The sequence below is a fragment of the Ruegeria sp. HKCCD7303 genome (genome assembly GCF_013111185.1).
In the GTDB taxonomy this organism is placed as follows: Bacteria; Pseudomonadota; Alphaproteobacteria; order Rhodobacterales; family Rhodobacteraceae; genus Ruegeria.
Genome location: NZ_WVRE01000008.1, coordinates 84,615 through 107,052, shown reverse-complemented (window position 1 = coordinate 107,052; position 22,438 = coordinate 84,615). Strand labels below are relative to the sequence as shown.

General features: G+C 58.1%; 20 protein-coding genes and 1 tRNA gene. 9 read left to right on the top strand and 12 right to left on the bottom strand.

All coding sequences use genetic code 11. The features are described from left to right. Nucleotides 1-702 carry an SDR family oxidoreductase gene (locus tag GS630_RS18350; RefSeq protein ID WP_171621283.1) on the bottom strand — a complete coding sequence of 234 codons (702 nt, stop codon included), beginning with the start codon at nt 700-702 and terminating at the stop codon, nt 1-3. 103 nt (nt 703-805) lie between these two features. Between GS630_RS18350 and GS630_RS18345 the strand changes: the two genes are divergently transcribed. Next, a complete protein-coding gene (locus GS630_RS18345) occupies nt 806-1,657 on the top strand; it encodes a LysR substrate-binding domain-containing protein (RefSeq protein ID WP_171621282.1) in 852 nt (283 codons plus the stop codon). Here GS630_RS18345 and GS630_RS18340 read toward each other — a convergent pair. Then, complete coding sequence (locus GS630_RS18340; protein ID WP_171621281.1) at nt 1,648-2,550, bottom strand: LysR family transcriptional regulator; 903 nt, start codon at nt 2,548-2,550, stop codon at nt 1,648-1,650. The genes GS630_RS18345 and GS630_RS18340 overlap by 10 nt on opposite strands. A gap of 75 nt (nt 2,551-2,625) precedes the next feature. Here GS630_RS18340 and GS630_RS18335 point away from each other — a divergent pair, with 75 nt between their 5' ends. The 5 genes from GS630_RS18335 to GS630_RS18315 all read left to right on the top strand — a co-directional run bounded on the left by GS630_RS18335 (nt 2,626) and on the right by GS630_RS18315 (nt 9,799). Next, nucleotides 2,626-5,838 (top strand): reductive dehalogenase, encoded by a 3,213-nt coding sequence (locus tag GS630_RS18335; RefSeq protein ID WP_171621280.1) that lies wholly within the window; start codon nt 2,626-2,628, stop codon nt 5,836-5,838. A 125-nt stretch (nt 5,839-5,963) separates the two neighbouring features. Further along, nucleotides 5,964-6,830: a xanthine dehydrogenase family protein subunit M gene (locus GS630_RS18330; RefSeq protein ID WP_171621279.1), complete on the top strand. Its 867-nt coding sequence runs from the start codon at nt 5,964-5,966 to the stop codon at nt 6,828-6,830. Continuing rightward, nucleotides 6,827-7,306: a (2Fe-2S)-binding protein gene (locus GS630_RS18325; protein WP_171175972.1), complete on the top strand. Its 480-nt coding sequence runs from the start codon at nt 6,827-6,829 to the stop codon at nt 7,304-7,306. Before GS630_RS18330 ends, GS630_RS18325 begins: the two co-directional genes overlap by 4 nt. Then, nucleotides 7,306-9,561, top strand: a complete 2,256-nt coding sequence (locus tag GS630_RS18320; RefSeq protein ID WP_171175970.1) for a xanthine dehydrogenase family protein molybdopterin-binding subunit — start codon at nt 7,306-7,308, stop codon at nt 9,559-9,561. Before GS630_RS18325 ends, GS630_RS18320 begins: the two co-directional genes overlap by 1 nt. Continuing rightward, nucleotides 9,554-9,799, top strand: a complete 246-nt coding sequence (locus GS630_RS18315) for a MoaD/ThiS family protein (protein WP_171175968.1) — start codon at nt 9,554-9,556, stop codon at nt 9,797-9,799. Before GS630_RS18320 ends, GS630_RS18315 begins: the two co-directional genes overlap by 8 nt. Here GS630_RS18315 and GS630_RS18310 read toward each other — a convergent pair. Further along, nucleotides 9,796-10,500 carry a DUF374 domain-containing protein gene (locus GS630_RS18310; protein ID WP_171175965.1) on the bottom strand — a complete coding sequence of 235 codons (705 nt, stop codon included), beginning with the start codon at nt 10,498-10,500 and terminating at the stop codon, nt 9,796-9,798. The genes GS630_RS18315 and GS630_RS18310 overlap by 4 nt on opposite strands. A 142-nt stretch (nt 10,501-10,642) precedes the next feature. On the opposite strand from GS630_RS18310, the gene GS630_RS18305 reads away from it, so the two are divergent. Continuing rightward, nucleotides 10,643-10,718, top strand: a tRNA-Trp gene (locus GS630_RS18305). 128 nt (nt 10,719-10,846) lie between these two features. On the opposite strand, the gene GS630_RS18300 is transcribed toward GS630_RS18305, so the two are convergent. Both GS630_RS18300 and GS630_RS18295 read right to left on the bottom strand, forming a co-directional pair. Continuing rightward, nucleotides 10,847-11,155 carry a hypothetical protein gene (locus GS630_RS18300; protein ID WP_171238581.1) on the bottom strand — a complete coding sequence of 103 codons (309 nt, stop codon included), beginning with the start codon at nt 11,153-11,155 and terminating at the stop codon, nt 10,847-10,849. A gap of 74 nt (nt 11,156-11,229) precedes the next feature. Further along, a complete protein-coding gene (locus tag GS630_RS18295) occupies nt 11,230-12,156 on the bottom strand; it encodes an alpha/beta hydrolase (RefSeq protein ID WP_171175963.1) in 927 nt (308 codons plus the stop codon). 195 nt (nt 12,157-12,351) lie between these two features. Between GS630_RS18295 and lptF the strand changes: the two genes are divergently transcribed. Then, the gene (lptF, locus tag GS630_RS18290) at nt 12,352-13,491 is read left to right on the top strand and encodes an LPS export ABC transporter permease LptF (protein WP_171238582.1); all 1,140 of its coding nucleotides are present in this window, start codon (nt 12,352-12,354) and stop codon (nt 13,489-13,491) included. Here lptF and GS630_RS18285 read toward each other — a convergent pair. After that, nucleotides 13,488-14,321 (bottom strand): LysR family transcriptional regulator, encoded by an 834-nt coding sequence (locus tag GS630_RS18285; protein ID WP_171621278.1) that lies wholly within the window; start codon nt 14,319-14,321, stop codon nt 13,488-13,490. The genes lptF and GS630_RS18285 overlap by 4 nt on opposite strands. 101 nt (nt 14,322-14,422) lie before the next feature. Here GS630_RS18285 and GS630_RS18280 point away from each other — a divergent pair, with 101 nt between their 5' ends. Next, nucleotides 14,423-15,013 (top strand): HD domain-containing protein, encoded by a 591-nt coding sequence (locus GS630_RS18280; RefSeq protein ID WP_050604869.1) that lies wholly within the window; start codon nt 14,423-14,425, stop codon nt 15,011-15,013. Here the strand turns inward: GS630_RS18280 and speB are convergent. The 6 genes from speB to GS630_RS18250 all read right to left on the bottom strand — a co-directional run bounded on the left by speB (nt 15,010) and on the right by GS630_RS18250 (nt 22,436). Beyond that, nucleotides 15,010-15,852 carry an agmatinase gene (speB, locus tag GS630_RS18275; protein ID WP_171621277.1) on the bottom strand — a complete coding sequence of 281 codons (843 nt, stop codon included), beginning with the start codon at nt 15,850-15,852 and terminating at the stop codon, nt 15,010-15,012. The genes GS630_RS18280 and speB overlap by 4 nt on opposite strands. Further along, the gene (nspC, locus tag GS630_RS18270) at nt 15,849-17,018 is read right to left on the bottom strand and encodes a carboxynorspermidine decarboxylase (RefSeq protein WP_171621276.1); all 1,170 of its coding nucleotides are present in this window, start codon (nt 17,016-17,018) and stop codon (nt 15,849-15,851) included. Before nspC ends, speB begins: the two co-directional genes overlap by 4 nt. A gap of 100 nt (nt 17,019-17,118) precedes the next feature. Next, a complete protein-coding gene (locus GS630_RS18265) occupies nt 17,119-18,330 on the bottom strand; it encodes a saccharopine dehydrogenase family protein (RefSeq protein WP_171621275.1) in 1,212 nt (403 codons plus the stop codon). A 15-nt stretch (nt 18,331-18,345) separates the two neighbouring features. Further along, on the bottom strand, nt 18,346-20,235 hold the full coding sequence (speA, locus tag GS630_RS18260) for a biosynthetic arginine decarboxylase (RefSeq protein ID WP_171238588.1): 1,890 nt from the start codon (nt 20,233-20,235) through the stop codon (nt 18,346-18,348). Nucleotides 20,236-20,336: 101 nt separating this feature from the next. Continuing rightward, the gene (locus GS630_RS18255) at nt 20,337-21,422 is read right to left on the bottom strand and encodes a DUF1513 domain-containing protein (protein WP_171175949.1); all 1,086 of its coding nucleotides are present in this window, start codon (nt 21,420-21,422) and stop codon (nt 20,337-20,339) included. A gap of 3 nt (nt 21,423-21,425) precedes the next feature. After that, nucleotides 21,426-22,436, bottom strand: coding sequence for an imelysin family protein (locus tag GS630_RS18250; protein WP_171621274.1), 1,011 nt, complete (start codon nt 22,434-22,436; stop codon nt 21,426-21,428). Between the last annotated feature and the right edge of the window lie 2 nt (nt 22,437-22,438).

Sequence of the window (22,438 nt, the reverse complement as noted above, 5' to 3'; positions counted from 1 at the left end):
TCAGACAGACCGGGTGATGCCGCCATCCACCCGGATATTCTGCCCGGTGATGTAGCCGCCCCCTTCGGATGCCAGCAGGGCCACGACCGAAGCGATCTCGTCGTAGCTGCGTCCATAGCGACCCATTGGAATGCGACTGCGGAACTCCTCTTTCTCGGGCAGGCTGTCAATGAAGCCCGGAAGAACGTTGTTCATGCGGATGTTCTCAGAGGCATATTTGTCCGAGAACAGCTTGGTGAAAGCGGCCAGACCAGCTCGGAACACACCAGATGTCGGAAATACCGGATCAGGTTCGAATGCGGCAAAGGTCGAGATATTGATGATCGACCCACCACCCAGCGCCTGCATGATCGGCGTCACCAGTCGCGTCGGACGGACGGCGTTCAGGAAGTAAACATCCATGCCTGTGTGCCAATCGTTGTCCGTCAGCTCAAGGATCGGCGCGCGGGGGCCGTGACCTGCAGAATTGACCAGAACGTCGATGCGACCCCAATGGGCCATCGCCGCATCGACAAGCTTTTGCAAATCTTCAGTGGACTGGTTCGAGCCGGTCACACCGACGCCGCCCAACTCATGCGCCAGGGCTTCGCCTTTGCCCGAGGCGGACAGAATACCCACCTTGTATCCGTCTGCAGCTAGTCTGCATGCGGAATCTGCACCCATGCCGCTGCCGCCGGCTGTGATAAGAGCTACTTTTTCCATCTGATATCTCCGTTTTCATTTGATTCCAAGATGGCGATCAAGGCCCGGTTTGACCAATCAGTTATGCTGGCTCTATGCTGTAGAAAATCTACAGGATCATGCCATGGCCGCCCTTCCCCCTCTGAACGCCTTGCGGGCTTTTGAAGCTTCTGCGCGGCATCTGAACTTTCGACTGGCCGCCGAAGAACTGGGCGTGACGCAAGGCGCCGTTGCGCAGCAGGTACGGGGGCTCGAGGCGCGATTGGGCGAGGTTCTGTTCGACCGTCTGCCACGTGGCTTGCGGTTGACGGAAGCCGGGCGCCGGTTTCATTCACCTTTACGCCGGGCTTTCAGGTTGATCGAAGAAGCCGTTGAAGATTTGTCTCCTGACCGCCGGGTCACATTGTCCGTCACGCCCAGCTTTGCATCAAAATGGCTGGTACCGCGATTGTCGGGGTTCACAGACCTGCATCCGGATATCTCGGTTCAAGTGGATGCACGCGAGCGCCTGGCAGATTTCAAATCGGATGGCGTGGATCTGGCGGTCAGGCAGGGCAGGGCGCCGTTTGGATCTGACCTGGTTGCCGAGCCATTGTTCTCAACCGAATTCGTCCCAGTGTGTAGCCCCGCCATTGCCGGACAAGTCACCCATCCCTCTGACCTGCTGGGCCAAGTGCTGCTCAATGACACCCATGGGCTGTGGCCCTTGTTTCTTGAGAGGGTGGGCGTAAACGGCAAGCCCCGAATGATGAGTTTCAGCCAGACCAGTCTTGCGATTGATGCCGCGCTCTCAGGGCAGGGGGTCGCGCTGGCCAATGCGCCGCTGGTCGCGCCCGAGGTTGCCTCGGGCCGTCTTGTCCGGCCGCTTGAGGATGTTTTGATCGAAGATTTTGGATTTTACATCGTCGCGCCGCGCCAGCCGCGCCAGCCGCAACTGGTTGAGATCATGCGCAGCTGGCTGTTGTCTCAGGTCTGAAGCGTGGTTGCGATTGCCTCGATCCGGGCACGCAACCAGCGGTGGGCAGGGTCATTTGCGGATCGCTGATGCCAGACCATGTAGATGGACACAGGCGGGCACTCGAAAGGCAGCGGGGCACAATCCAGAGTGGCGAGTGGCCCCTGTTTCATCAGCGCAGTATCGGTCGAGATCAGATTGCTGCCCCGCACAAACGCGGGGATTGCATTGAAATGCGGCAAGGTCACAACAGAGGGTCTGATCTGGCTTTGATCCACGCCACGCATGACCGCACGGGCGCTTCGGCCATCAGCAAAGCGCACCTCGACATGATCGCTGTTGCAATAGGCTTGCCAGGTGTCCGGCGGATTGCGTTGCGCGGCGTCGTAGAACACCATCAGAGGGCTGTTAATCAGCCGTTTCTGAAAGATGTCCGGCCCGTCGGGTGGAAGCGGGGTAAGCATCAACTGGCATCGGTCACTGCGCAGCAGGTCAGGGTCTGGTACTCCTGAGGGGATGAATTCCAATTGCAGACGCGCACCCTCGGCTCGGAATTCGCGCAGCAACCGTGGAAAGATCAACTCGCGCGGCATGTCATTGGTTGCGATGCGAATTTCCATCCGTTCAGACAACGGATCGAACGGCCGCTCGTCGGTCAGCGCGCGCATCCCGTCCAGCACGCTCTGCACCGGGTCTTTCAGGGACAAGGCGCGCTCGGTCGGGGTCAGGCCCTGACCCGAACGGACAAACAGCGGATCACCCAACACTTGCCGCAGCTTGGCCAAGGTATGACTGATCGCGGATTGTGTGACGCCCAGTCGGTCCGCAGCTTTCGAGACCGAGCTTTCCTCGAGTATGGTCAGAAATGTGCGCAGGACTTTGCCGTCGAGGTCAGTGAAATCGATTTTACTCATACCGTTTATGATTATGCATGAATGGTTTTGCTGTCCATGTCGGGATAGGAGATGGTAAGCAACAGGAGGCGCATAATGGGAATCCGCTTTTTCTCGGATAAAAACCGGCCCGTTCACATGGGGCGTTACCCGCTGGAGCGTTTGGCCCGGACGGACGAAGGGTCGGACCTGTCGCTTGTGCCTTCGATGGCTGAACTGAGTTTTCATCGACCGGAACATCCAGGCAGCATCGTCAACGCGATGGGCGAATTTCAGGCGATGATGGACGCCATTCGCGACGGGCTGGTGAACCCGGTCGCGTCAGAGATACCGTCAGACCCGCAGGAACGTGCCGACCATCTGAAAGCGTTTGGGTATTTCAACGATGCGTCAATGATGGGCTGCGGGCCTTTGCCGTCGGCTGCTTTGCTGGCGCAGCCGCGCCGCAACCCGGATATCGACCGGCTTGCCCATGCGTTGCGCACACGCCAGACCAAGACTCTGGCCTCGGGGATCGACGTCATCATGGCCGATCTGAAAGACAGTATGGAGGCTTCGCCCGGGCCGATTGACAGCCACAAGCATAGCATCGTGTTTCTGTACGAACACAACCGCGACCCAGACCCGTCAGAACCCGGCGCAGACTGGATAACCGATGCGCAGGATCATCGCGCCTGTCTGCTGGCCACCGAGAATGCCGTGGTCATCGCCAACTATATCCGTCTGCTGGGTTATGACGCGCGCGCGCATAGCGTGATGTCCTCTGAGGTTGATTTGGGCAAGTTGGCCGTGGCCGCCGGGCTGGTCACAGTCGAAGACGGTGAATTGATTGCGCCGTGGCTGGGCACGCGATTTGGTCTGGCTGCCGTCACGACTGAGATGCCGATTGCCCATGACCGACCGCTCCGACCCATGGCGCAACAGCCGTGGTTCCGGACGCAAGGGCCAGCATGGTGGTTGGGAACGGGCTTTGCCAAGAATGCCCTGAACCGTGATCCGTATTCCAAACGACGGTACGTGGACGGGGCGCATCCATTCGAGAAACTCAAACGGGTCGAGACACCAACCACGTATATCGACGAAGAAAACGTCGCCCGCGTTCCCAAACGCGCTGACATGTTTGCCCGTGCGCAATTCGGGGATATGGGCAAATCGCTGCAGGATGCGGCAAAGGGCGGTTACTATGTCCGCAAGGCCGCGCCCAGCTTTGCCCAACGGCGTGCCTTGGGGGCCTTCGTGCTGTTGCAGGATGGCGAAAGCGCTGAGGCTATAAAACCAACTGACGCCCAAAGGAATGCGGCAAATGTAAAAGCGGCGACCTATTTCCTCGGAGTCGATGCGGTGGGCCTTAGCCGCTGCCCAGAATGGGCGTGGTATTCTCATGATGCGACGGGTGAAGAAATCGTACCGCCCCATGATCAGGCGATCAGCATGATCATCGATCAGGGCTATGAAACGATGGAAGGCGCCAGCGGTGACGACTGGATCAGCGTTGCCCAATCCATGCGCGCCTATCTGCGCTTTTCGCTGCTGGGCGGCGTGATTGCGCAACAAATCCGCAACCTCGGCTACAAGGCCAAGGCGCATACGGTGATGGATGGTGAGGTGCTGCAACCGCCGCTTCTGTTGCTGTCCGGTCTGGGTGAGGTCAGTCGGATCGGAGAAGTGATCCTGAACCCATATCTGGGCCCTCGTTTGAAATCCGGGGCTGTGACCACCGATATGCCGATGGAGCATGACAAGCCGGTTGACTTCGGCTTGCAGAGCTTTTGCGAGTCTTGCAACAAATGCGCGCGCGAATGTCCGTCGGGTGCGATCACGGCCGGGCCGAAGCTGATGTTCAACGGCTATGAAATCTGGAAATCCGACAGCCAGAAATGTGCGACCTATCGTGTGACAACACCGGGAGGGGCGATGTGTGGGCGGTGCATGAAAACCTGCCCGTGGAACCTTGAAGGCATCTTCAAGGAACGGCCGTTCCGCTGGGCCGCGATGAACATCCCCTCTGCCGCGCCTGCATTGGCCAAGCTGGACGATGCGGTCGGCAATGGCGGTCTGAACGACATCAAGAAATGGTGGTGGGATATCGAGCTGCAGCCGGACGGTTCCTATCGCCCCACAACGCACCCGTTGAACCGGCGTGACCTGCAAACGGATCTGGACCTGAAATACGAAGATCAGACGCTGGCTGTCTATCCCGCTTATCTGGCCCCGCACCCGTGGCCCTATCCCTTTGCCATGGATCGAGAGGCCGGGATTGCGGCCTATGAGGCCATGGTGACAACCGATGAATACAAGTCGCGCAAGGCCAGCGGGGATATGTCGGTCATCCACCGCTATCAGATCAGCGGTGATGCACCGGTGATGCGGGTTGCCGTGACCAAGGTCGATAAGATGACTGCTGATGTAACGAAGTATGAATTCTCAACGCTGGACGGTGCGCCCCTGCCGGGATGGACAGCGGGCGCACATCTGGACGTATTGGTCGCACCGGAATACCTGCGGCAATATTCGATGTCCGGCGATCCGTCAGACAGGTCGACCTATCAGATCGGCGTGCTGCGCGAGGATGAGGGGCGCGGTGGTTCGGCGTTGCTGCACCGTATCTTCTCTGAGGGGCGCAAGGTTTTCATTTCAAAACCCATTAACCATTTCGAACTGGACGAAACAGCAACCAAGAGTTTCCTGATGGGTGGCGGTATCGGCATCACCCCGATGATCGCCTTTGCCCATCGTCTACACGCGCTAGGACACGACTTCGAGTTGCACTATTCAGCCAGCACCCGGAGCGGGGCAGGGTACCTAGAGGATCTGGCCGCGATGCCGTGGGCAGACCAAGTGCACTACCATTTCTCAGATGAAGGTACCCGCGCCGATTTGGATGCGGTCCTGTCTGGGTACAAGGAGGGTTGGCATGTCTACACCTGCGGGCCAGATCGCTACATGGATGGGGTAATGCAAGCGGCAGAACAGCAAGGCTTCCCCGAAGAGGCCCGGCATCTAGAATACTTTTCGGTTCCCGAACAACCCGAATATGAGAACCATCCGTTTGAGCTCAGACTGGCACGATCCGGGAAGACGCTGACCGTACCAGCAGACAAGGATGCGGCGCAGGTTTTGAACGAGGCGGGTTTTCATGTGGATGTGAAATGCGCAGACGGCATCTGCGGCGTCTGTAAATGCGATGTTATCTCGGGTGAGGTCGAACACCGAGATTTCGTTTTATCAAAGAAACAGCGCGAAGGGGCCATGATCCTGTGCCAAAGCCGCGCAGCAGAAGCCGATGGGGTGATCGAAATCGATCTGTGAACCCTAACCTTACGTGACATTTGGAGCGCTAATTTTAGTCGCTCGGCCCATAGACGCCGGGCGAGGGGTGAATTAACGTCGCCCGGAACCCAGATATCCCTGATCAACAGGTACGAGGTAGCTTCATGGATTATCACAGCCCCGCCAGCTTTGCCGAAGCCTCGGCTCTGGCCGCGAATGCGACGGGTATCACTCGGTTTCTGGCGGGTGGCACCGATGTTTTGGTGCAGTTGCGCTCGGAACTGGTGACACCCGATACGCTGATCGACATCAAGAAAATCAACGGTGTACACGACATCACCCGCAATGCCGATGGCAGTTGGACGCTGGGTGTGGCCACTACAGGCGCCGAGATGAGCGAGCATCCTGATCTGGGCAAGGACTGGCCTGGTGTGGTCGAGGCGATGGACCTGATCGGATCCACCCAGGTGCAGGGGCGTGCAACTTTGACCGGCAACTTGTGCAACGGGTCTCCGGCGGCTGATTCCGTGCCAGCGATGGTTGCAGCGGGTGTAACTGTCACGGTCACTGGTCCGGATGGCACCCGTGAGATTGCAGTCGAGGATATCCCAACCGGCCCCGGCAAGATCTCACTGGCGAAGGGTGAAGTTGTTTCCGCCGTCAACATTCCCGCGCGCGGTGAGAATGCAGGCGACGCATATCTGCGGTTTATCCCGCGTACGGAAATGGACATTGCCGTGGTTGGTGTAGGTGTCAGCTTGCGTCTGGACGGGGATACCATCACCGAGGCTCGGGTGTCGCTGGGGGCGATCGCTCCCACGGTTCTGCTGGTCGAGGATTGCGCGAAAGCCCTTGTCGGCAGCAAGCTGGACGATGCCGCGCTGGATGCGCTGGCCGCTGCGGCCTCGGCCGCTTGCAACCCAATCGATGACAAACGCGGCACCATAGCATTCCGCACCGAGGTCGCTGGCGTTCTGGCCAAGCGCGCTGCGAAAATTGCCTATGCCCGTGCAAAGGGGGAAAACGCATGAGCAAGCTCCACGTATCCACCACCGTGAACGGGGACGCCGTTGAATACCTCTGCGACCCGCGCGAAACCTTGCTGGATTGTCTGCGCGACAAGCTGAACCTGACCGGCGCGAAAGAGGGCTGCGGTACCGGGGATTGCGGTGCGTGTTCCGTCACCGTTGATGGCCGTCTGGTCTGTTCCTGTCTGATGCTGGGCGTCGAGGCCGAGGGTAAGCAAATCGAAACCGTCGAAGGCATTGCAGAGGGCGACGTTCTGCATCCGCTGCAAAAGAAGATGATCGAATACGCTGCTTTGCAGTGTGGTATCTGTACTCCGGGTATTCTGGTGGCGGCCAAGTCGCTGCTGGAGAAAAACCCGAACCCCACCGAAGAGGAAACCCGGTACTGGCTGGCAGGCAATCTCTGCCGCTGCACCGGGTACGACAAGATCATTCGCGCCGTGATGGATACGGCGGCTGAGATGCGGGAGGCGTCGTAATGGCTCTGGACGATCGGAAATCAGACTTCACATTTGTGGGCACCCGCCCCAATCGTCCTGACGGTCTGGACAAGGTGACAGGCCGCGCCAAATTCGGCGCGGATATTTCGGCACCCGGAATGTTGCACGGTGCTGTTCTGCGCTCTCCTCACGCCCATGCACGGATTGTGAAGATCGATGCGTCAAGGGCCGAGGCGCATAATGATGTCAAAGCCGTTGTAACCCGAGCGGATTTTGCCGACGTGCCGTTCAAGCCGGGGCTGGAAGGCGAGTTCTGGAATGTTCTGGAAAACGTCATGGCGGGTGAGAAAGCTCTGTATGACGGTCACGCGGTGGCGGCCGTGGCGGCGACGTCTGCGCTGGCGGCCCGTGATGCGCTTAAGTTGATCGAGGTCGAATACGAAGTGCTGCCCCATGTCACCGACGTGGACAAGGCAATGGCTTCGGACGCACCTATCATCCGCGAAGGCGCGGCAGACTATTCCGTACCCGAAGGGATGCACCCCAACGTGGTCCGCTACCATGAAAGCGGTCACGGCGATGTCGAGGCCGGATTTGCCGAGGCCGATCTGGTGATCGAAGACAGCTTTGTGACCGAGGCGACCCACCAGGGTTATATCGAACCGCACGCCTGTCTGGGCATGCTGGGCAATGACGGTAAAGGCGAGCTGTGGTGCACAACGCAAGGCCACTGGATTGCGCAGAAAACCTGTGCAGCTTTGCTGGGCATCGAAACCTCGCAATTGCGGGTGACTGCGTCCGAGATCGGCGGCGGGTTCGGCGGTAAGACCACCGTTTTCATCGAGCCTGTTGCGCTGGCGCTGAGCCGCAAAGCCAATCGTCCGGTCAAGATCGTCATGACGCGTTCAGAAGTATTCCGTGCAACCGGCCCAACCTCTTCTGCATCGATGGATGTAAAGATCGGGATGAAGACGGACGGTACAATTTCGGCAGCACAAGGCGTGTTCCGCCTGCAAGGTGGGGCGTTCCCCGGCGCACCGGGCGACATGACCGCTATGTGTGCCTTTGCGCCCTACAATCTGACCAACGTTAAGCAAATTGGCTATGACGTGATGTCGAACCGGCCCAAGCAGGCGGCCTACAGGGCACCGGGCGCGCCGATGGGGGCGTTTGCGGTTGAATCGGTCATCGATGAGCTGTGCAACAAGCTGGGTCTCGACCCCGTCGACGTGCGCCTGAAAAACGCCGCCCATGAGGGTACCAAGGCCAGCTATGGCCCGACCTATGAACGCATCGGTCTGGTCGAAACGCTTGAGGCTGCCAAGGCGCATCCGCATTACGCAGCACCGCTGAAACCGGGGCAGGGGCGGGGGATTTCCTGCGGGTTCTGGTTCAACCATGGTGGTGAGACCAGCGTATCTTTGGCCTTGTCCGAAGATGGCTCGGCCCAGCTGATGGTCGGAACGCCTGACATTGGCGGGTCGCGCGCGTCGATGGCGCTGATGGCGGCCGAGGTTCTGGGCATTGCCTATGAGAACATCCGTGTCACCGTCGCCGACACCGCGACACTGGGTTACAACGACGTGAGCCACGGCTCGCGCGTGACCTATGCCTCGGGTCTGGCCACGATCAAAGCCGCAAAACATGCGGTCGAGAAACTATGCGAACGCGCGGCGGCCAAGTGGGGCATCCCGGTTGATGCGGTGAAATGGGAAGACGGATGCGCGGTGCCTTCGGGCCCCAATGCAGGCGATTTCGATCCGATGCCGCTGGCCGACATCACTGCGGATATGGGTTCAACCGGCGGCCCGATCTCGGGCCACTTTGAAGCCACCCCGGAAGGTGCGGGCGTGTCTTTTGGCACTCATATTGTCGATGCCGAAGTCGATCCTGAAACCGGCAAGACCTCGATCACCCGTTACACGGTCATTCAGGACGCCGGTAAAGCGATCCACCCGACCTATGTTGAGGGTCAATTCCAGGGTGGAGCCGCACAAGGCATCGGTTGGGCTCTGAACGAGGAGTACATCTATGGCGAGGACGGGCGCTTGCAGAACTCGATCTTCCTCGACTATCGCATTCCCGTTGCCAGCGACCTGCCGATGATTGACACGGTGATTGTCGAAGTACCCAACCCCGGCCACCCGTTTGGGGTTCGTGGTGTCGGCGAAACGGGCATTGTCCCGCCGCTGGCGGCCATCGCCAATGCGGTGTCCAACGCCGCTGGCGTTCGGATGAAGCAACTGCCAATGTCCCCGCCGCGCATTCTGGCCGCGCTAAAGGACAATGGTTGAGGTCCACCTTTGGTCTAGCCTCCGGTCATTGACCGGGGGCCAACAGGTGGTGGAGGTCGAGGCCAAAACCACCGGCGAACTTTTACGTGCGTTGGTTCAGGCCCACCCGCAATTGCAAGCCCCCATCGATGCGGGGGTCTCTATCGCGATTGACGGGCGCGTCATTGCCACCGGGCTCACTGAACCAATCCCTGAGGGCAGCGAAGTCTATCTGATGCAACGCCTCAGGGGCGGTTAGGCATCAGGCGACCAAGGCTCGCGCCCGACCATCCGGTCGGCTTCGGCTGTGATGTCGTTCATGTGCTGCTCAAGGCTCAGGCGCAGGGCCTCAAACTCTTCTTCGCTGGCTTTGCGAGGCACCGTTTCGGTCCATTCGCGGCACAAAAACACTCCTTCATTGCGCCAGGGGCGTGGCATCAGCAAGCGGTCCCATGTACCGGCCTCGCGCCCGTGTTTCGCAGAAAAGGTGATGCCAAATACCCGTTTGCCCGATGTACGCGCCCAGACCAGAGGCACAGTTGAAAGCACCCGTTCTGGTCCGCGTGGCCCATCCGCAGCAATGCCGATGGAAATGCCCTGCTTCATCTTACCAAGCACTTCACGCGACAGGGCCACGTGTCGCTTGTGGCTGGACATGGCGATTGTGTCCATGCCGAACTGTTCCTGCACCCGGCCCACCATGCTGCCGGCGCGGGCTGCGGACGTGATCGAACAGATCCTGCCCTTGTCCAGCGGAAAGAAATACGGGGACTGCGCCAGCCGCTGGTGCCACAGCACAACGATGACCGGCTCTCCCTGTTCAGCCAGTTGGTCCAGTTCTTCATACCCGATGCGTTGCCAGCGCGTGTTGCGGTTGACCCATCGAATATAGCTGGCGATCCGACGTGCCACCCAGTTCAGCACAACTTCGCTGTCTGCGATCTTCTTGCGGAGGTTCACTCGGGCTTCCTTTAGTTGACCGGACCTTGTCTTAGCGCACTGCACATTTTGCGCAACTTGTTTGTCGGATCAGATAGTGGAGCGGAATTTGAAAAAGCCTCTTGAGTCCGCTGCGCGGCTGGCATATCTGGGTGCTCACCACAGGGGTATAGCTCAGTTGGTAGAGCGACGGTCTCCAAAACCGTAGGTCGCGGGTTCGAACCCTGCTGCCCCTGCCATTAAAAACCACAGCAAGAACTTGGTTTGGTAATGTGCAGAGCACGCCCAATGGTTCGCACGTTTTTTAGGTGTAAACACTGCTGACAACCTGAAGCGCGCCGGGACGCGTCTTGCGATGTGGTTCAAGTCATTCTGAATTTTCAGGAAGAGAGATTGGCTTCGGTTTCTGTGCCCAAATTTGCCGATAATCCTGAAACAGTTCGGAATTCTTTGGGTGAAGAGTTGCCAAGGAGCAAGCGGCCCAAGTGGCGATGCCGTATTCGGCGTCGCTTTTTTTGGTATTTGAGCGTGCCGTGCAGCGGCTTCCAGTGTTGACGACTTGTGCGTTGGCGCCAAATCCCCGCGTCAGTCGAAACCGTTTCAATAAAGGCGTGGCGCGTGAATTGGCCACTTTTTCATGGTCCGTTATGCAGCTGCCACATGAACGTGTGGCCAACGGGGCGTCCACGGACTGTTAACCATTAGCGAAAACAGTTTGCTTCGACGGATAAAAGCTAGGCGACCGAGGGGTCAGACCAGCAGTGCTTGGTCTCCGATGTTTGTCTTCCGCCGAGTAGGCATCGTTTTTGCAGGATGCCCGCCGATCGTCAGCGCAAGGTCCTGATAAAACCCGTCGCTGTCGAACCACCAGCGATGGGATTTCATCATTTTGCGCTGCGCCTTTGGTACGTCGCGCTTGTATTGCTCGTTGCAATAAATGTCCCAATGACCTTTCGAGGTCAGCTTTGGCATTCCAACGCGACCCACGCGTTGCCGCCCGCCATGCACAAGTCCGCCAGACAGGGCCAAAACCTTGTCCCTGCTGCTGTAATAGTTGGTGAATCGCTTGCTACGCTTTTTGAGAACCAGATCTCCCCAAGCGCCTTTTTCAAGCCACTCTGCGTCGACATCGCCAGACGCAAACATGATCTGACCCGCGGACCAAATCTTGTTTCCCGGTCCAGCCGAATCCCCGAAATCCGAGAAACCGCGCAGAACGACCAAAGCCCCCATGGAATGTGCAATCAGGTGAACCCTTGGGCGAGAAGGCATCCCCAACAGCGGTAAAATTCCATCCCCCACGAGGTGTGGGGCAACTGCCTTGGCGTCGGAGCGGTCTGAGTCATACGCATGAATCGACCCATCACTTGGCCAGTCAAAGGCCACAACGGCCCCCTGATACCCGTTGGCCCTTACCCCGTTTTCAATCTTTTCAAGCCGGTCCAGCATACTCTTCTGGCTGGTGTTGAAACCATGGACATAGATCAGGACGTCCGAATCTCCGCCCTCTTGGCGGACAAGATCAAGCCATTTGGCCTTTTTGACGATGCCGCCTTTGCGAATTTTACCGCTCGGGCTTTTTTGCGTGATGTGAACGTATCTGGTTTTTGCAGCGGGCTTGAAAGTGAATTTCTTTTTTTGCGCGTTATAGGTGCGGCGGGAAAAAAACAGGGCCATGTGTCAAACTCCATTCCAAGTAATCCAAGAAATGTGCCACGAAGCGCCCTTTTCACAAAGCTCAATGTTCTGATCAATGCTTTGGACTTCTTCAGCCAAAGCGCAAACAGGGTTCCTCTGGCCAACCAATCCCTGTTTCCTCTGACCGCCGAATGCCCTAGTGTCCGGTGCAAACGAACACACGCACGAGGACCCATGTCGCGCTTTGATGGATATTTCCTGCGGCAATTGCTGATTCTGTTTGGCTTTTTCACCCTTGTGCTAGTCGGCGTGTTCTGGATCACCCGGTCGGTCAGCCTGTTTGACCGCGTGATCAGCGGTGGTCAGTCCGCGATGGTTTTTCTGGAATTCACTGCCCTGACCCTGCCAACTTTGATCCGCACGGTCATGCCCATGGCCGTGTTTGCTGCGGCTGTTTACGCCACCAATCGTCTGAGCCGGGAAAGTGAGTTGACGGTAATGCTGGCCACGGGCTCCAGCCCTCGCAGGTTAGCCCGTGCCGTCGTTCTGTTTGGGGCGATTACCGGCCTGATGATGGCGGCAATCAGTGTTTTTCTGCGCCCCGCTTCGGTCGAGCAATTGGAGATTCGGCAAGCAGAGGTCGCTGGCGATGTGACGGCGCAGTTGCTGAACGAAGGCGAGTTCCTGCACCCGGCCGAAGATGTTACTGTATATATCGGCCAGATCGATCTGGACGGGACACTGCGTGAGGTATTTGTCTCGGACCGGCGCGATCCTGAAAACGCGGTCAGCTACTCCAGTGCCACTGCCTATCTGGTCAACAATGACATCGGCATTCACCTTGTTATGGTTGACGGCGTGGCGCTGCGCCTGACCAAAGAAGGCAGACGGTTATCTTCGACCCTGTTTCAGGACGCGTCATACGACATCTCCGAATTGACCAGTACAAGCCCGATGGCCAAACGTAGTCTTGAGGCTATCCCAACCGTTGAGCTGATTCAGAACCGCAGTGAGATTTCTGCCGCCGAAGGGTATAGCGAGGGCAAGCTGGTCGAAGAATTGCATCAGCGGTTTTCCTGGATCGCCATTTGTGTCGCTGTTGCCCTGGCAGGGTATTCGACACTTATGCTGGGCAGCTTTTCGCGGTTTGGACTCTGGCCCCAAATTCTGGGTGCGTTCACGATTCTGGTGCTGCTCGAAGGTGTGCGCGGGTTTGTATCTCCTGTTGTTATCGACGACCCCAAGCTTTGGATCCTACTTTATCTTCCGGCTATCATGGGGGTGCTGATTTCCGGTGTCTTCCTGTTGATCGCGGGGCGTCCGATCCTGCGCAAGCGACTGCGTTCGGACAAGACGTTGGTCACGCCCGCCTAGGCGCGCAGGTCGGTGAGGCAACTCAGAAGTTCGTCAAATTCCGGCTGGTCGCTGCGTGTGACTAAATACACTGGCAACCGCAATGGAACGCTTTCTGCAACACGTTCCAGATCGCCAGATTTCAAATGGTCTGAAATGACGTAATCGGGGAAATAGCCGCGTCCGCCGCGTTTTAGGACATAACGCAGCGCCATTATGCAATTGCCCAGAAACAGGGTCTGACCAGACGCCTGTCGCGCGGCGGATCTGACATGGTCCTGATAGACTTCGCCCAGCTCAAGATTGACGAAAACCAGATCCTCTTCGGCGGTGTGCTTCTGTGGCGTCTGCACCAATGACAAAGCCTCAGGTTCCAATTCGCACCAAGTCACCCGCCGGTCCGCAGGCTTTTCATGCGTGATGGCTGCATCCAGCACATGAGTTGCCACTGCCTCGATCATGTTCAGATCGTGGTCGTAGTTGAGCGTCAGTAGAAGCTTGTCAAAGCGCTGTTCAAAGCGTACGGCAAGGTCCACCAGCAATGGGTCCCATATGCTGAGTTGCCCACCCAGGCGCAGCGCAGGGCGGCTTTGGGTCTGATCAGGTAATTCGCGCGAGGCAAACGCCCATAGCGACAGCATCTGCTCAGCATAAGGCTTGAATTGCTGCCCGAATCCGGTCAGCGCCGTGCCGCCGGCACCACGTGTGAAAAGCGGTCTGCCGGTTTCCTCCTCGATCAGGCGAATGCGGGCACTAACGGCTGTCTGGGTCACGTTCAGCTTTCGGGCCGCCGCGTGGAACCCACCCGTTTCAGCAACACAGAGGAATGTCTCAAGAGCTTTGGTTTGCATATTGAAAGTATTTTTTCATTAAAGCGATAAAATCAATTCATTTTTTTGAGTATCAAAGTTGCGATATTCCTTGGGTCAGGAAACACGCCGGAGGATCAGCAATGCTGGACAAGAGCCACAAACCCACCTGGACCAGTTTTGAAGAAGCGACCAAGGCCGACTGGGACGCCGTATTGGAATATGAGGAAGCGTATAATGCAGCTTTGCCGGACCGAATCCTCGACGCCATTCGGTCATTGGACGAGGAATGGACACCCTATCCCGTGAACCGCTATCAACACAGCCTGCAGGCCGCGACGCGCGCGTATGAAGACGGGGCAGATGAAGAGTTGGTGGTCGCGGCCCTGATCCATGACACTGGCGATATTCTGTCACCCTACAACCATGGTGAGCTGTCAGCGGCGATGATGAAGCCCTATGTCAGCGAGAAAACCTATTGGATTCTCAAACATCACTGTGTGTTTCAGGGCTATTATTACAACCACCACTTGGGCGGTGATCGCAACGCGCGCGACAAGTACCGCGACAGCCCCTATTGGGAGGACTGCCGCTATTTCTGTCACGAATACGATCAGAAAGCGTTCGACCCGGATTATCCGACCAAACCGTTGGAGTTTTTCGAGCCCATGCTGCGCCGTGTCCTGAACAAAGGCGAGGGGCATATGGAGTTGAACGAAACCTCTGACGCTTAGCAGGCCGCCATCAGGCGATAAACGATCTGCGCGGCAGTGAAGTCCCAGGCGGCATTGCCGTCCGGGGCCAGTTCGACCACGTCGAAACCTACGCATGTGCGGCCCTTCAGTGCGTGTTCGACCAGACGCAAGGCCTGATAGTAGCCCAAACCTCCTGGCACGGGCGTTCCTGTTGCGGGCATCTGGGAGGGGTCCAGGCCGTCGACATCAAAACTGACATAGACCAGCTCGGGGAAATCTTCGGGCAGGTCGACTGCGTGGATGTTTCCGGTGACCAGTTCCTCTGCGTCCAAATGAAAAACACGGTTTTTCAGACGGCTTTTGGCTTCTTCGGTGGAAAAGGCGCGGACGCCGAATTGGGCCAAACGGATGCCTTCCTCGGCCAGCAGATGCATGACCGAGGCGTGGCTGTGTTTTTCGCCCTGATAGGCGTTGCGTAGGTCAGCATGAGCGTCGATTTGAACGATACCGATGGGTTGGTTCAGCGCGCGCGCCACGCCCATCACTGCGCCGTAGCTGAGGGAATGCTCGCCTCCCAATGTTACGGGCACTTTGCCTGCTCGGACGGCAGCTTCGGTGCGTTGGGCGAGGCGTTCCATGATGTTGGGCAGGGCAGCGTCGCAATCCAGCGGCTCTTCGGTGAAGATACCTTCGACACAGGGTTCCGCGTGGCCGGTGATACGTTCCAGTTCGTTGCTGGCTTCGATAATCGCTTCGGGGCCTCTGGCTGTGCCTGACCCGTAAGACACGGTGCGCTCCAGCGGGACCGGGATCACGCGAAAACGGGCGTCCTCGGTACGCTCGGCTTCGGTCAGTTCACTATCGAGGAAAATGCTCATGAGAGGCGGTCCTTAAAGTCGTTATAGCCGAACTTTTTGATGATTTTCAGTTCGTCCGTTTCGCTGTTCCACAAGGCGATGGTTGGCAGGGGAACGCCGTTGAAGGTGTTGGTTTTGACCATTGAATAATGGGCCTGATCAAGAAAGGCGAACCGCTGACCGATCTGCAATGGCTTGTCCCAAGTGTAGTCGCCGATCACGTCGCCGGCCAGACAGGAGGGACCACCCAAGCGGTAGGTATGGCCCGCCTCGGCCTCATCCATCAGGGCGGGGCGATAGGGGGCTTCGATCACGTCGGGCATGTGACATGTGGCTGAGATATCAGTAATAGCGAGGTTCATGCCGTTTTTCGGCAGGTCGAGGATTTCCCCAACCAGAATTCCAGCATCCAACGCGACGGCTTCACCGGGCTCGAGGTAGACGTCGACGCCATGGGACTCGCGGATGGCTTTGATGAAGGCAACCAGCCCTTCGCGGTCGTAATCGTCACGGGTGATATGATGGCCACCGCCGAAGTTCAGCCATTTGAACTGGCCCATAAAGGGGGCGATTTTGGGTTGAACGGCCTCCCAGGTGCGTTGAAGCGGTTCGAACCCTTGTTCGCAGAGCGTGTGCATATGCAGGCCATCGACACCGGCCAAAGCCTCGGTGGTCAATTGACTCACTGGGGTTCCAAGCCGCGAACAGGGGGCGCAGGGATCGTATTTTGGAATTTCGCCTTCGGAATGTTCCGGGTTGATGCGCAGACCGACTTGCACCTTGGCAGCCTGAGCCCTGGCAAGAAACCGGTCCTTTTGTGCCGGAGAGTTAAAGATGATGTGGTTCGAAAGCGATAGGATTTCATCTATGTCGGCGTCTTTGTATCCCGCGCAGAAGGTGGCAACCTCTCCACCATATTCCTCGCGACCCAGGCGGGCCTCATAGATGCCGGACGCGCAAGTGCCGCCGAGGTGTTGGCGCACCAACGGAGCCAGCGAGAACATCGAAAACGCCTTTAGCGCGCTTATGACATGTGCACCGGACCCTGTGCCGACATCCGCGAGGATACGCAGATTGCGTTCTACAGCGTTCTCATCGACGACAAAGCAAGGCGTGGGTACACGGCTGAGATCGAAATTGCGGAAGGCGCCGGCGTCTCCGGCCTGCGTGGTCATCATGTCGGGCATGTCCGGCGTCTCTGGGTTGTGGAGAGGCCGGGGGCTCTGCCCCCGGACCCCCGCCGTATTTGTGAACAAGAAGAAGGGGAGCGGTATCCCCACTGGTTAGTCAGAATTCGACCGGGCGGTCGAGTTCGTGGACCTGCCATGGCAGACCGTGTGTGTTCAGCATATCCATGAAGTCATCAGGGTCGAGTTGTTCCATGTTCCACACGCCCGGCTCACGCCAGTTGCCTTTTAGTACCTGGGCGGCACCGATCATCGCAGGGACGCCGGTTGTGTAGCTGACGGCTTGTGATCCTACCTCGGCATAGCATTCTTCGTGGTCGCAGATGTTGTAGATGTAGAAGGTCTTCTCGCCCGAGCCGTCCTTGGCCTGACCCGTGGCGATATCGCCGATGCAGGCCTTGCCTTTGGTTTCCGCGCCCAGATCGCCGGGGTCGGGCAGCAGGGTTTTCAGGAACTGGATCGGGATGATTTCCTTGCCGTCATGCATCACCGGGTCAATGCGGGTCATGCCGACGTTTTCCAGCACTTTTGCGTGGGTGATATAGGCGTCGCCAAAGGTCATCCAGAAGCGGGCACGCTCGATCTCGGGGAAGTGGGTCGAAAGCGATTCCAGTTCCTCGTGATACATCAGGTACATGTTCTTGGGGCCAATGGCGGGAAAGTCGAACTCGACCTTGTGGGTCATCGCCGGGGAGTGTTTCCACTCGCCACCTTCCCAGTGGCGCACCTCGGCCAGCACTTCGCGGAGGTTGATTTCCGGGTTGAAGTTGGTGGCGAATTCCTGATCGTTCGAGCCGCCGTTGGCGTCCAGTACGTCGATCTGGCGGATCGTGTCCAGTTTGTGTTTTTTCAGCCATTTGGCGAACACGCTGGTCACGCCCGGATCGAAGCCCGAACCGAGGATGGCGGTCAGGCCGGCCTCTTTGAACCGTTCCTGATAGGCCCATTGCCAATGGTATTCGAACTTGGCCTCATCCTCGGGCTCGTAATTTGCGGTGTCGAGGTAGTGAATACCGGCCTCAAGGCAGGCGTCCATCAGGACCAGATCCTGATAGGGCAGGGCGAGGTTTACGAGGATTTCCGCGCCGGTGTCCTTGATCAGCTTGACTGTGTCTTCGACCTTGTAGGCGTCCAGTTCGGCGGTTGCGATTTCAACGCCCACACGCTCTTTCACCGCTTTGGCGATGGCGTCGCATTTCGATTTGGTCCTGCTGGCCAGGGTGATTTCGGTGAAGATGTCCGAGTTCATCGCCATCTTGTGCACGGCTGCGTGGGATACGCCGCCTGCACCGACAACCAGTGTTTTTCCCATTGGGTCGTCTCCTTATTATTCGTAATAGGTGTAGCCGTTGATCGAGTCGCGATAGGCGCTCATCAGGGTTTTGCGGTCCTTGGCTTTCAAAGTACCGGTCGAGATCGCCTCGTCCACCATTTTGCGGAAGGCGGCGACGCAATCCTGCGGATCAAACTCGACATAAGACAAGACTTCGGAAATCGTGTCGCCTTCTTGTTCGTGCAGCAGGTCAAAGCCGCCATCGGCGCGCAGGTCGATGGTGACGACGTTTGTGTCGCCGAACAGGTTGTGCAGGTCGCCCAGCGTTTCCTGATAGGCGCCGACGAAGAAGACACCCATCAAGTATTCCTGATCTTCGGGCAGAGAATGCACCGGCAGGCTGGGCGAGACGCCGTCGGACAAAATGAACCGATCAATCTTGCCATCGCTGTCGCAGGTAATGTCGGACAGCACCGCGCGGCGGTCGGGTGTCCGGTTAAGACTCTGCAGCGGCACGATGGGATGGAGCTGGTCGATGGCCCAGACGTCGGGCAGGGATTGGAACAGCGAAAAATTGCAGTGGTAGATATCGGCCACTTTCTCAAGCTGATCATCCACATCCGTTTCCAGATCGTCGCTGGCAGCAAGCGCCTTGAGACGCGCCATCAGGGACAGGTAGATACGTTCGGCACGCGCCATCTGCCGCAAGTCGACATAGCCACGGCGGAACAGGGCGCGCAACTCGTTGCGATAGAAGGTGGCGTCGTTCCAGCATTCCTGCAGGCGATCTTTGCTGAGATATCCACGCACTGCAGCAAGGTCCGAGACCATGTGGTGATCATCGGGCTCAACCTCGGGGCCGTTTGGCGCATCATACAATGTGCTTTCCAGCACGTTGAACACCAGCATTGAGGACGTCGCCACCACTGCGCGCCCGCTTTCGGTGACCAACGTGGGGTGGTCGATTTCGGCCTCATCCATTGCATAGGCCACGGTTTCAACGACGTTGGCGCAGTATTCTTCGACCGTGTAGTTGATCGAGTTTTCGGCGGCCTTCTTCTCGCCGGTATAGTCCACTCCCATGCCGCCGCCGAGGTCGAGATGGGTCAGCGGCACGCCTTCACGGGTCAACTCGGTGTAGTACCGGCAGGCTTCGCCCACAGCACGGCGCACATCGTTGACGTCCTGAACTTGGCTGCCCAGATGCGAGTGTTGCAGCTTTAGGCAATGCAACAGCCCTGCGTCGCGCAGCTTGTCCACCGTAGCGACCAGTTGATCCGTGTTCATGCCAAAGGCCGAGCGGTCGCCCGAGCTTTCTTCCCATTTGCCGCTGATCTGGTTGGTCAGTTTGACCCGGACACCGATCAGAGGTTCGATGCCCAGTTCGTTGTAGACCTTGATCACCGTGTCGGCCTCTTTCGGGCTTTCCAAAACGATGACTGTGTTGAAACCAATCTTACGAGACAGGATCGCCAGCTGGATGAACTCGGCATCTTTGACACCGTTGCAGACGATCAGCGCCTCAGACGCCAGTCGATGCGCAAGGGCTACCACCAGTTCAGGCTTGGACCCGGCCTCGAGGCCATAGTTGTACTTCTTACCGAACTCGACGATCCGGTCGACGACCTGTGCCTGCTGGTTCACCTTGATCGGGAAAACGCCGCGATAGGATCCCTTGTACCCAACACGCGCGATGGCCTCGCGGAAGCTATCGTTCAGATGCGCGATTTCATGTTCCAAATAAGAGGTCACGCGCAGAACCATGGGGGCTTTGATGCCACGGTCATCTAAATCGCTGATAATACCCAGCAGGCTGATCGCTGCTGTCTCTGGCGACATGGGGTTGCGCAGACCGATCTCGCCCTGATCCGTCACCTCGATGAGGCCTTTGCCCCATTTCTCAATCCCGTAGATGGAATGCGGTGCATCGGGCGTCTGTTTCAATCAAGTTGATCCTTAACGTAAGGGTGCCAGTTTCGCGCCCGCCAATACGGCAGCAGTTTGATTCTTCCAAGTGTAAACTAAGTGACGAAGAAAACCGAGTTTTACTCAGGGTGGCGGATCGGTATCAGGTGATTGTCCCACTGACAGTGTGCGTGGGCGCGGATCATAGGGGACAAACCGGTCAAAGTACCAAACAAGCCAGTTCCGGTGGTAAAGACCAACCCGTCTGACCCTGCACCCAAGCCGCAGACATCCTCTAATGCATGGGCATTCGCAAAGGTCCCGTTGGTGACGTCAAACTGATGTAGTACATTGCCGCGCGGGCAAGTGATGGCAATGGCCGTACCGTCCGCCGAAAACGCGACACTCCCCGCATAGCCTTGGAGCATGCTTTGATCCTTGTCGGGGGCCGACAGCAGGCGCGGGGCTTCGCCGAGACGGTGCAGGCCCAGCAGCGGCGGGTGTTCAGACGTGCTGCCCTGCCACTGCATCGCAAAGCCCACCAGCCCGTCTTGTCGAACGGCCAGATGCCGGATCGAGTTCTTGTGTAGATATCGGGGCAAGGAAATCTGCTCAAGAAAAGTGCCGGAAAGGCTCAGATAGGTCAGATTGGGGTCCATCACCGGCAGGTTCAGTTTGGTGCGCCCGGTTTCGGGATGTGTCTGGATCCCGCCATTGGCAATCACCAGCGTTTGCCTATCGGGCATCAAGCGCATGTCATGCGGTCCGACGCCACCCGAGGGAAACTCTGCTATCCGTACAAAGCTGTCCGCGTTCCAGACACTTATGACTCCTATTCCGGCCTCATAGTTGTTCTCGGTCGCGAAGAAAGTTGTACCATCGGGTGAAAAGGTGCCATGGCCATAGAAATGGCGGCCCTCAGGAGCGGTGAGTTGCGCAATCTGCGCGCCGGTGGCGCAGTCGACCACCACGGCAAATGTTCCGGGGCGACGGGCAAAAGCTACGGCCTGTGCTTTGAACGGATGCGCTGCGGCGGCATGCCCACGCGCAGGCAAGGGCACCGAGAACAGGGTTTCGCCCTGCTCATTCAGACCCGCCAGCCTATGTGAACCATCGGGAAACAGCCCTGCAGCCAGAAAGTCGGGCGCCCCAACCGAAGCCCAGCCGCGGATCGGCGAGAGAGTGGCTGCGGTCAGACCGGCCAGGAAGTGACGGCGTGACGGCACTGATCAATCTCCGTCCAGCGAATTGAAACCTGCGCTGATCCCCAGTGTCGGGCCAAGTTCTGTGAAGGCAATGGCGCGGATGTCGCGAATGGATTGTTGCAGGGCCTCGATGCGGAACCGCGCTTGCGGATCAGCGACACCCGCCAACGCGGGATCATCAATGGATTGGGCTTTCTCGATGGCGCGCGCAAACGCAGCGTCCAGATTGGTTGCAATTTCGGGGTAATCGAAGGACAGCCGGGCGGCCAGATCGCGCAGGGCGATCAGCGAGAGCTCTATGTGGTGCAGGGACCGCTCGGACCGGCGTGCTTCTGCGCGGTTGGGGTGGGGGCGGTCGAATGTGCCCAATGGACGACCCAGCCGGGTTTCGGCGGTGAACTCAAGACCTGTAGACAGGGCTTTGAATAACTCCTGCATCGCCTCATCCTGCGTCCGATAGCGACTGTCCTCTCCGGGTCGGGTTAGGTTTGGGGCATAGCTCAGCCAGTCTTCGGCCATTGCTTGTGCGTTGGCACTGATATCCGCCGTGATAGCCTGAATCAGAGCACAGCGGTATTCTGCATCGCCCTGATCAGCAAAGGCGGGGTCGTAAAGCATCTGTTCCAGCGCAAAGAAACCGCGCCCTGCGACGGACGTCTCGGCATAAGCTTCGGGGCTTTGGACCGCTTCATCCTTACTGGCGATATGTTGCGACAGCGCCTTGGAGGTGAAACCTTTCGTGTCGGGCCAAAAAGCCATTGCGAAAGCGCGGTCATCTACCTCGGTTGGGCCAAATCGCAGATGGCTGGCGGAAATCCAGCTGTCAAAGGCGTCATCATATGCGGCACGCAGCCCGGGTGAGGTCGGGGTGCAATCCACCAACGCGGCACTGACCAGAGCACCTGTTGTCTCGGGCAGCTTGTCGAACCGAGGCAGGATATGCGTTTCGGTCACATCCATGAGGATCGGTGCGCGATCTTGTGCCAGTGACACGACGGGCATTATCAACGCAGCGAGAAGAGGAAGGTAACGCATGT

Excerpts from the sequence above, each read along its gene's own strand:
- GS630_RS18350 (WP_171621283.1), bottom strand. The coding sequence starts at position 702 with ATGGAAAAAGTAGCTCTTATCACAGCCGGCGGCAGCGGCATGGGTGCA.
- GS630_RS18345 (WP_171621282.1), top strand. The coding sequence starts at position 806 with ATGGCCGCCCTTCCCCCTCTGAACGCCTTGCGGGCTTTTGAAGCTTCT.
- GS630_RS18340 (WP_171621281.1), bottom strand. The coding sequence starts at position 2,550 with ATGAGTAAAATCGATTTCACTGACCTCGACGGCAAAGTCCTGCGCACA.
- GS630_RS18335 (WP_171621280.1), top strand. The coding sequence starts at position 2,626 with ATGGGAATCCGCTTTTTCTCGGATAAAAACCGGCCCGTTCACATGGGG.
- GS630_RS18330 (WP_171621279.1), top strand. The coding sequence starts at position 5,964 with ATGGATTATCACAGCCCCGCCAGCTTTGCCGAAGCCTCGGCTCTGGCC.
- GS630_RS18325 (WP_171175972.1), top strand. The coding sequence starts at position 6,827 with ATGAGCAAGCTCCACGTATCCACCACCGTGAACGGGGACGCCGTTGAA.
- GS630_RS18320 (WP_171175970.1), top strand. The coding sequence starts at position 7,306 with ATGGCTCTGGACGATCGGAAATCAGACTTCACATTTGTGGGCACCCGC.
- GS630_RS18315 (WP_171175968.1), top strand. The coding sequence starts at position 9,554 with ATGGTTGAGGTCCACCTTTGGTCTAGCCTCCGGTCATTGACCGGGGGC.
- GS630_RS18295 (WP_171175963.1), bottom strand. The coding sequence starts at position 12,156 with ATGGCCCTGTTTTTTTCCCGCCGCACCTATAACGCGCAAAAAAAGAAA.
- lptF (WP_171238582.1), top strand. The coding sequence starts at position 12,352 with ATGTCGCGCTTTGATGGATATTTCCTGCGGCAATTGCTGATTCTGTTT.
- GS630_RS18285 (WP_171621278.1), bottom strand. The coding sequence starts at position 14,321 with ATGCAAACCAAAGCTCTTGAGACATTCCTCTGTGTTGCTGAAACGGGT.
- GS630_RS18280 (WP_050604869.1), top strand. The coding sequence starts at position 14,423 with ATGCTGGACAAGAGCCACAAACCCACCTGGACCAGTTTTGAAGAAGCG.
- speB (WP_171621277.1), bottom strand. The coding sequence starts at position 15,852 with ATGAGCATTTTCCTCGATAGTGAACTGACCGAAGCCGAGCGTACCGAG.
- nspC (WP_171621276.1), bottom strand. The coding sequence starts at position 17,018 with ATGCCCGACATGATGACCACGCAGGCCGGAGACGCCGGCGCCTTCCGC.
- GS630_RS18265 (WP_171621275.1), bottom strand. The coding sequence starts at position 18,330 with ATGGGAAAAACACTGGTTGTCGGTGCAGGCGGCGTATCCCACGCAGCC.
- GS630_RS18250 (WP_171621274.1), bottom strand. The coding sequence starts at position 22,436 with ATGCGTTACCTTCCTCTTCTCGCTGCGTTGATAATGCCCGTCGTGTCA.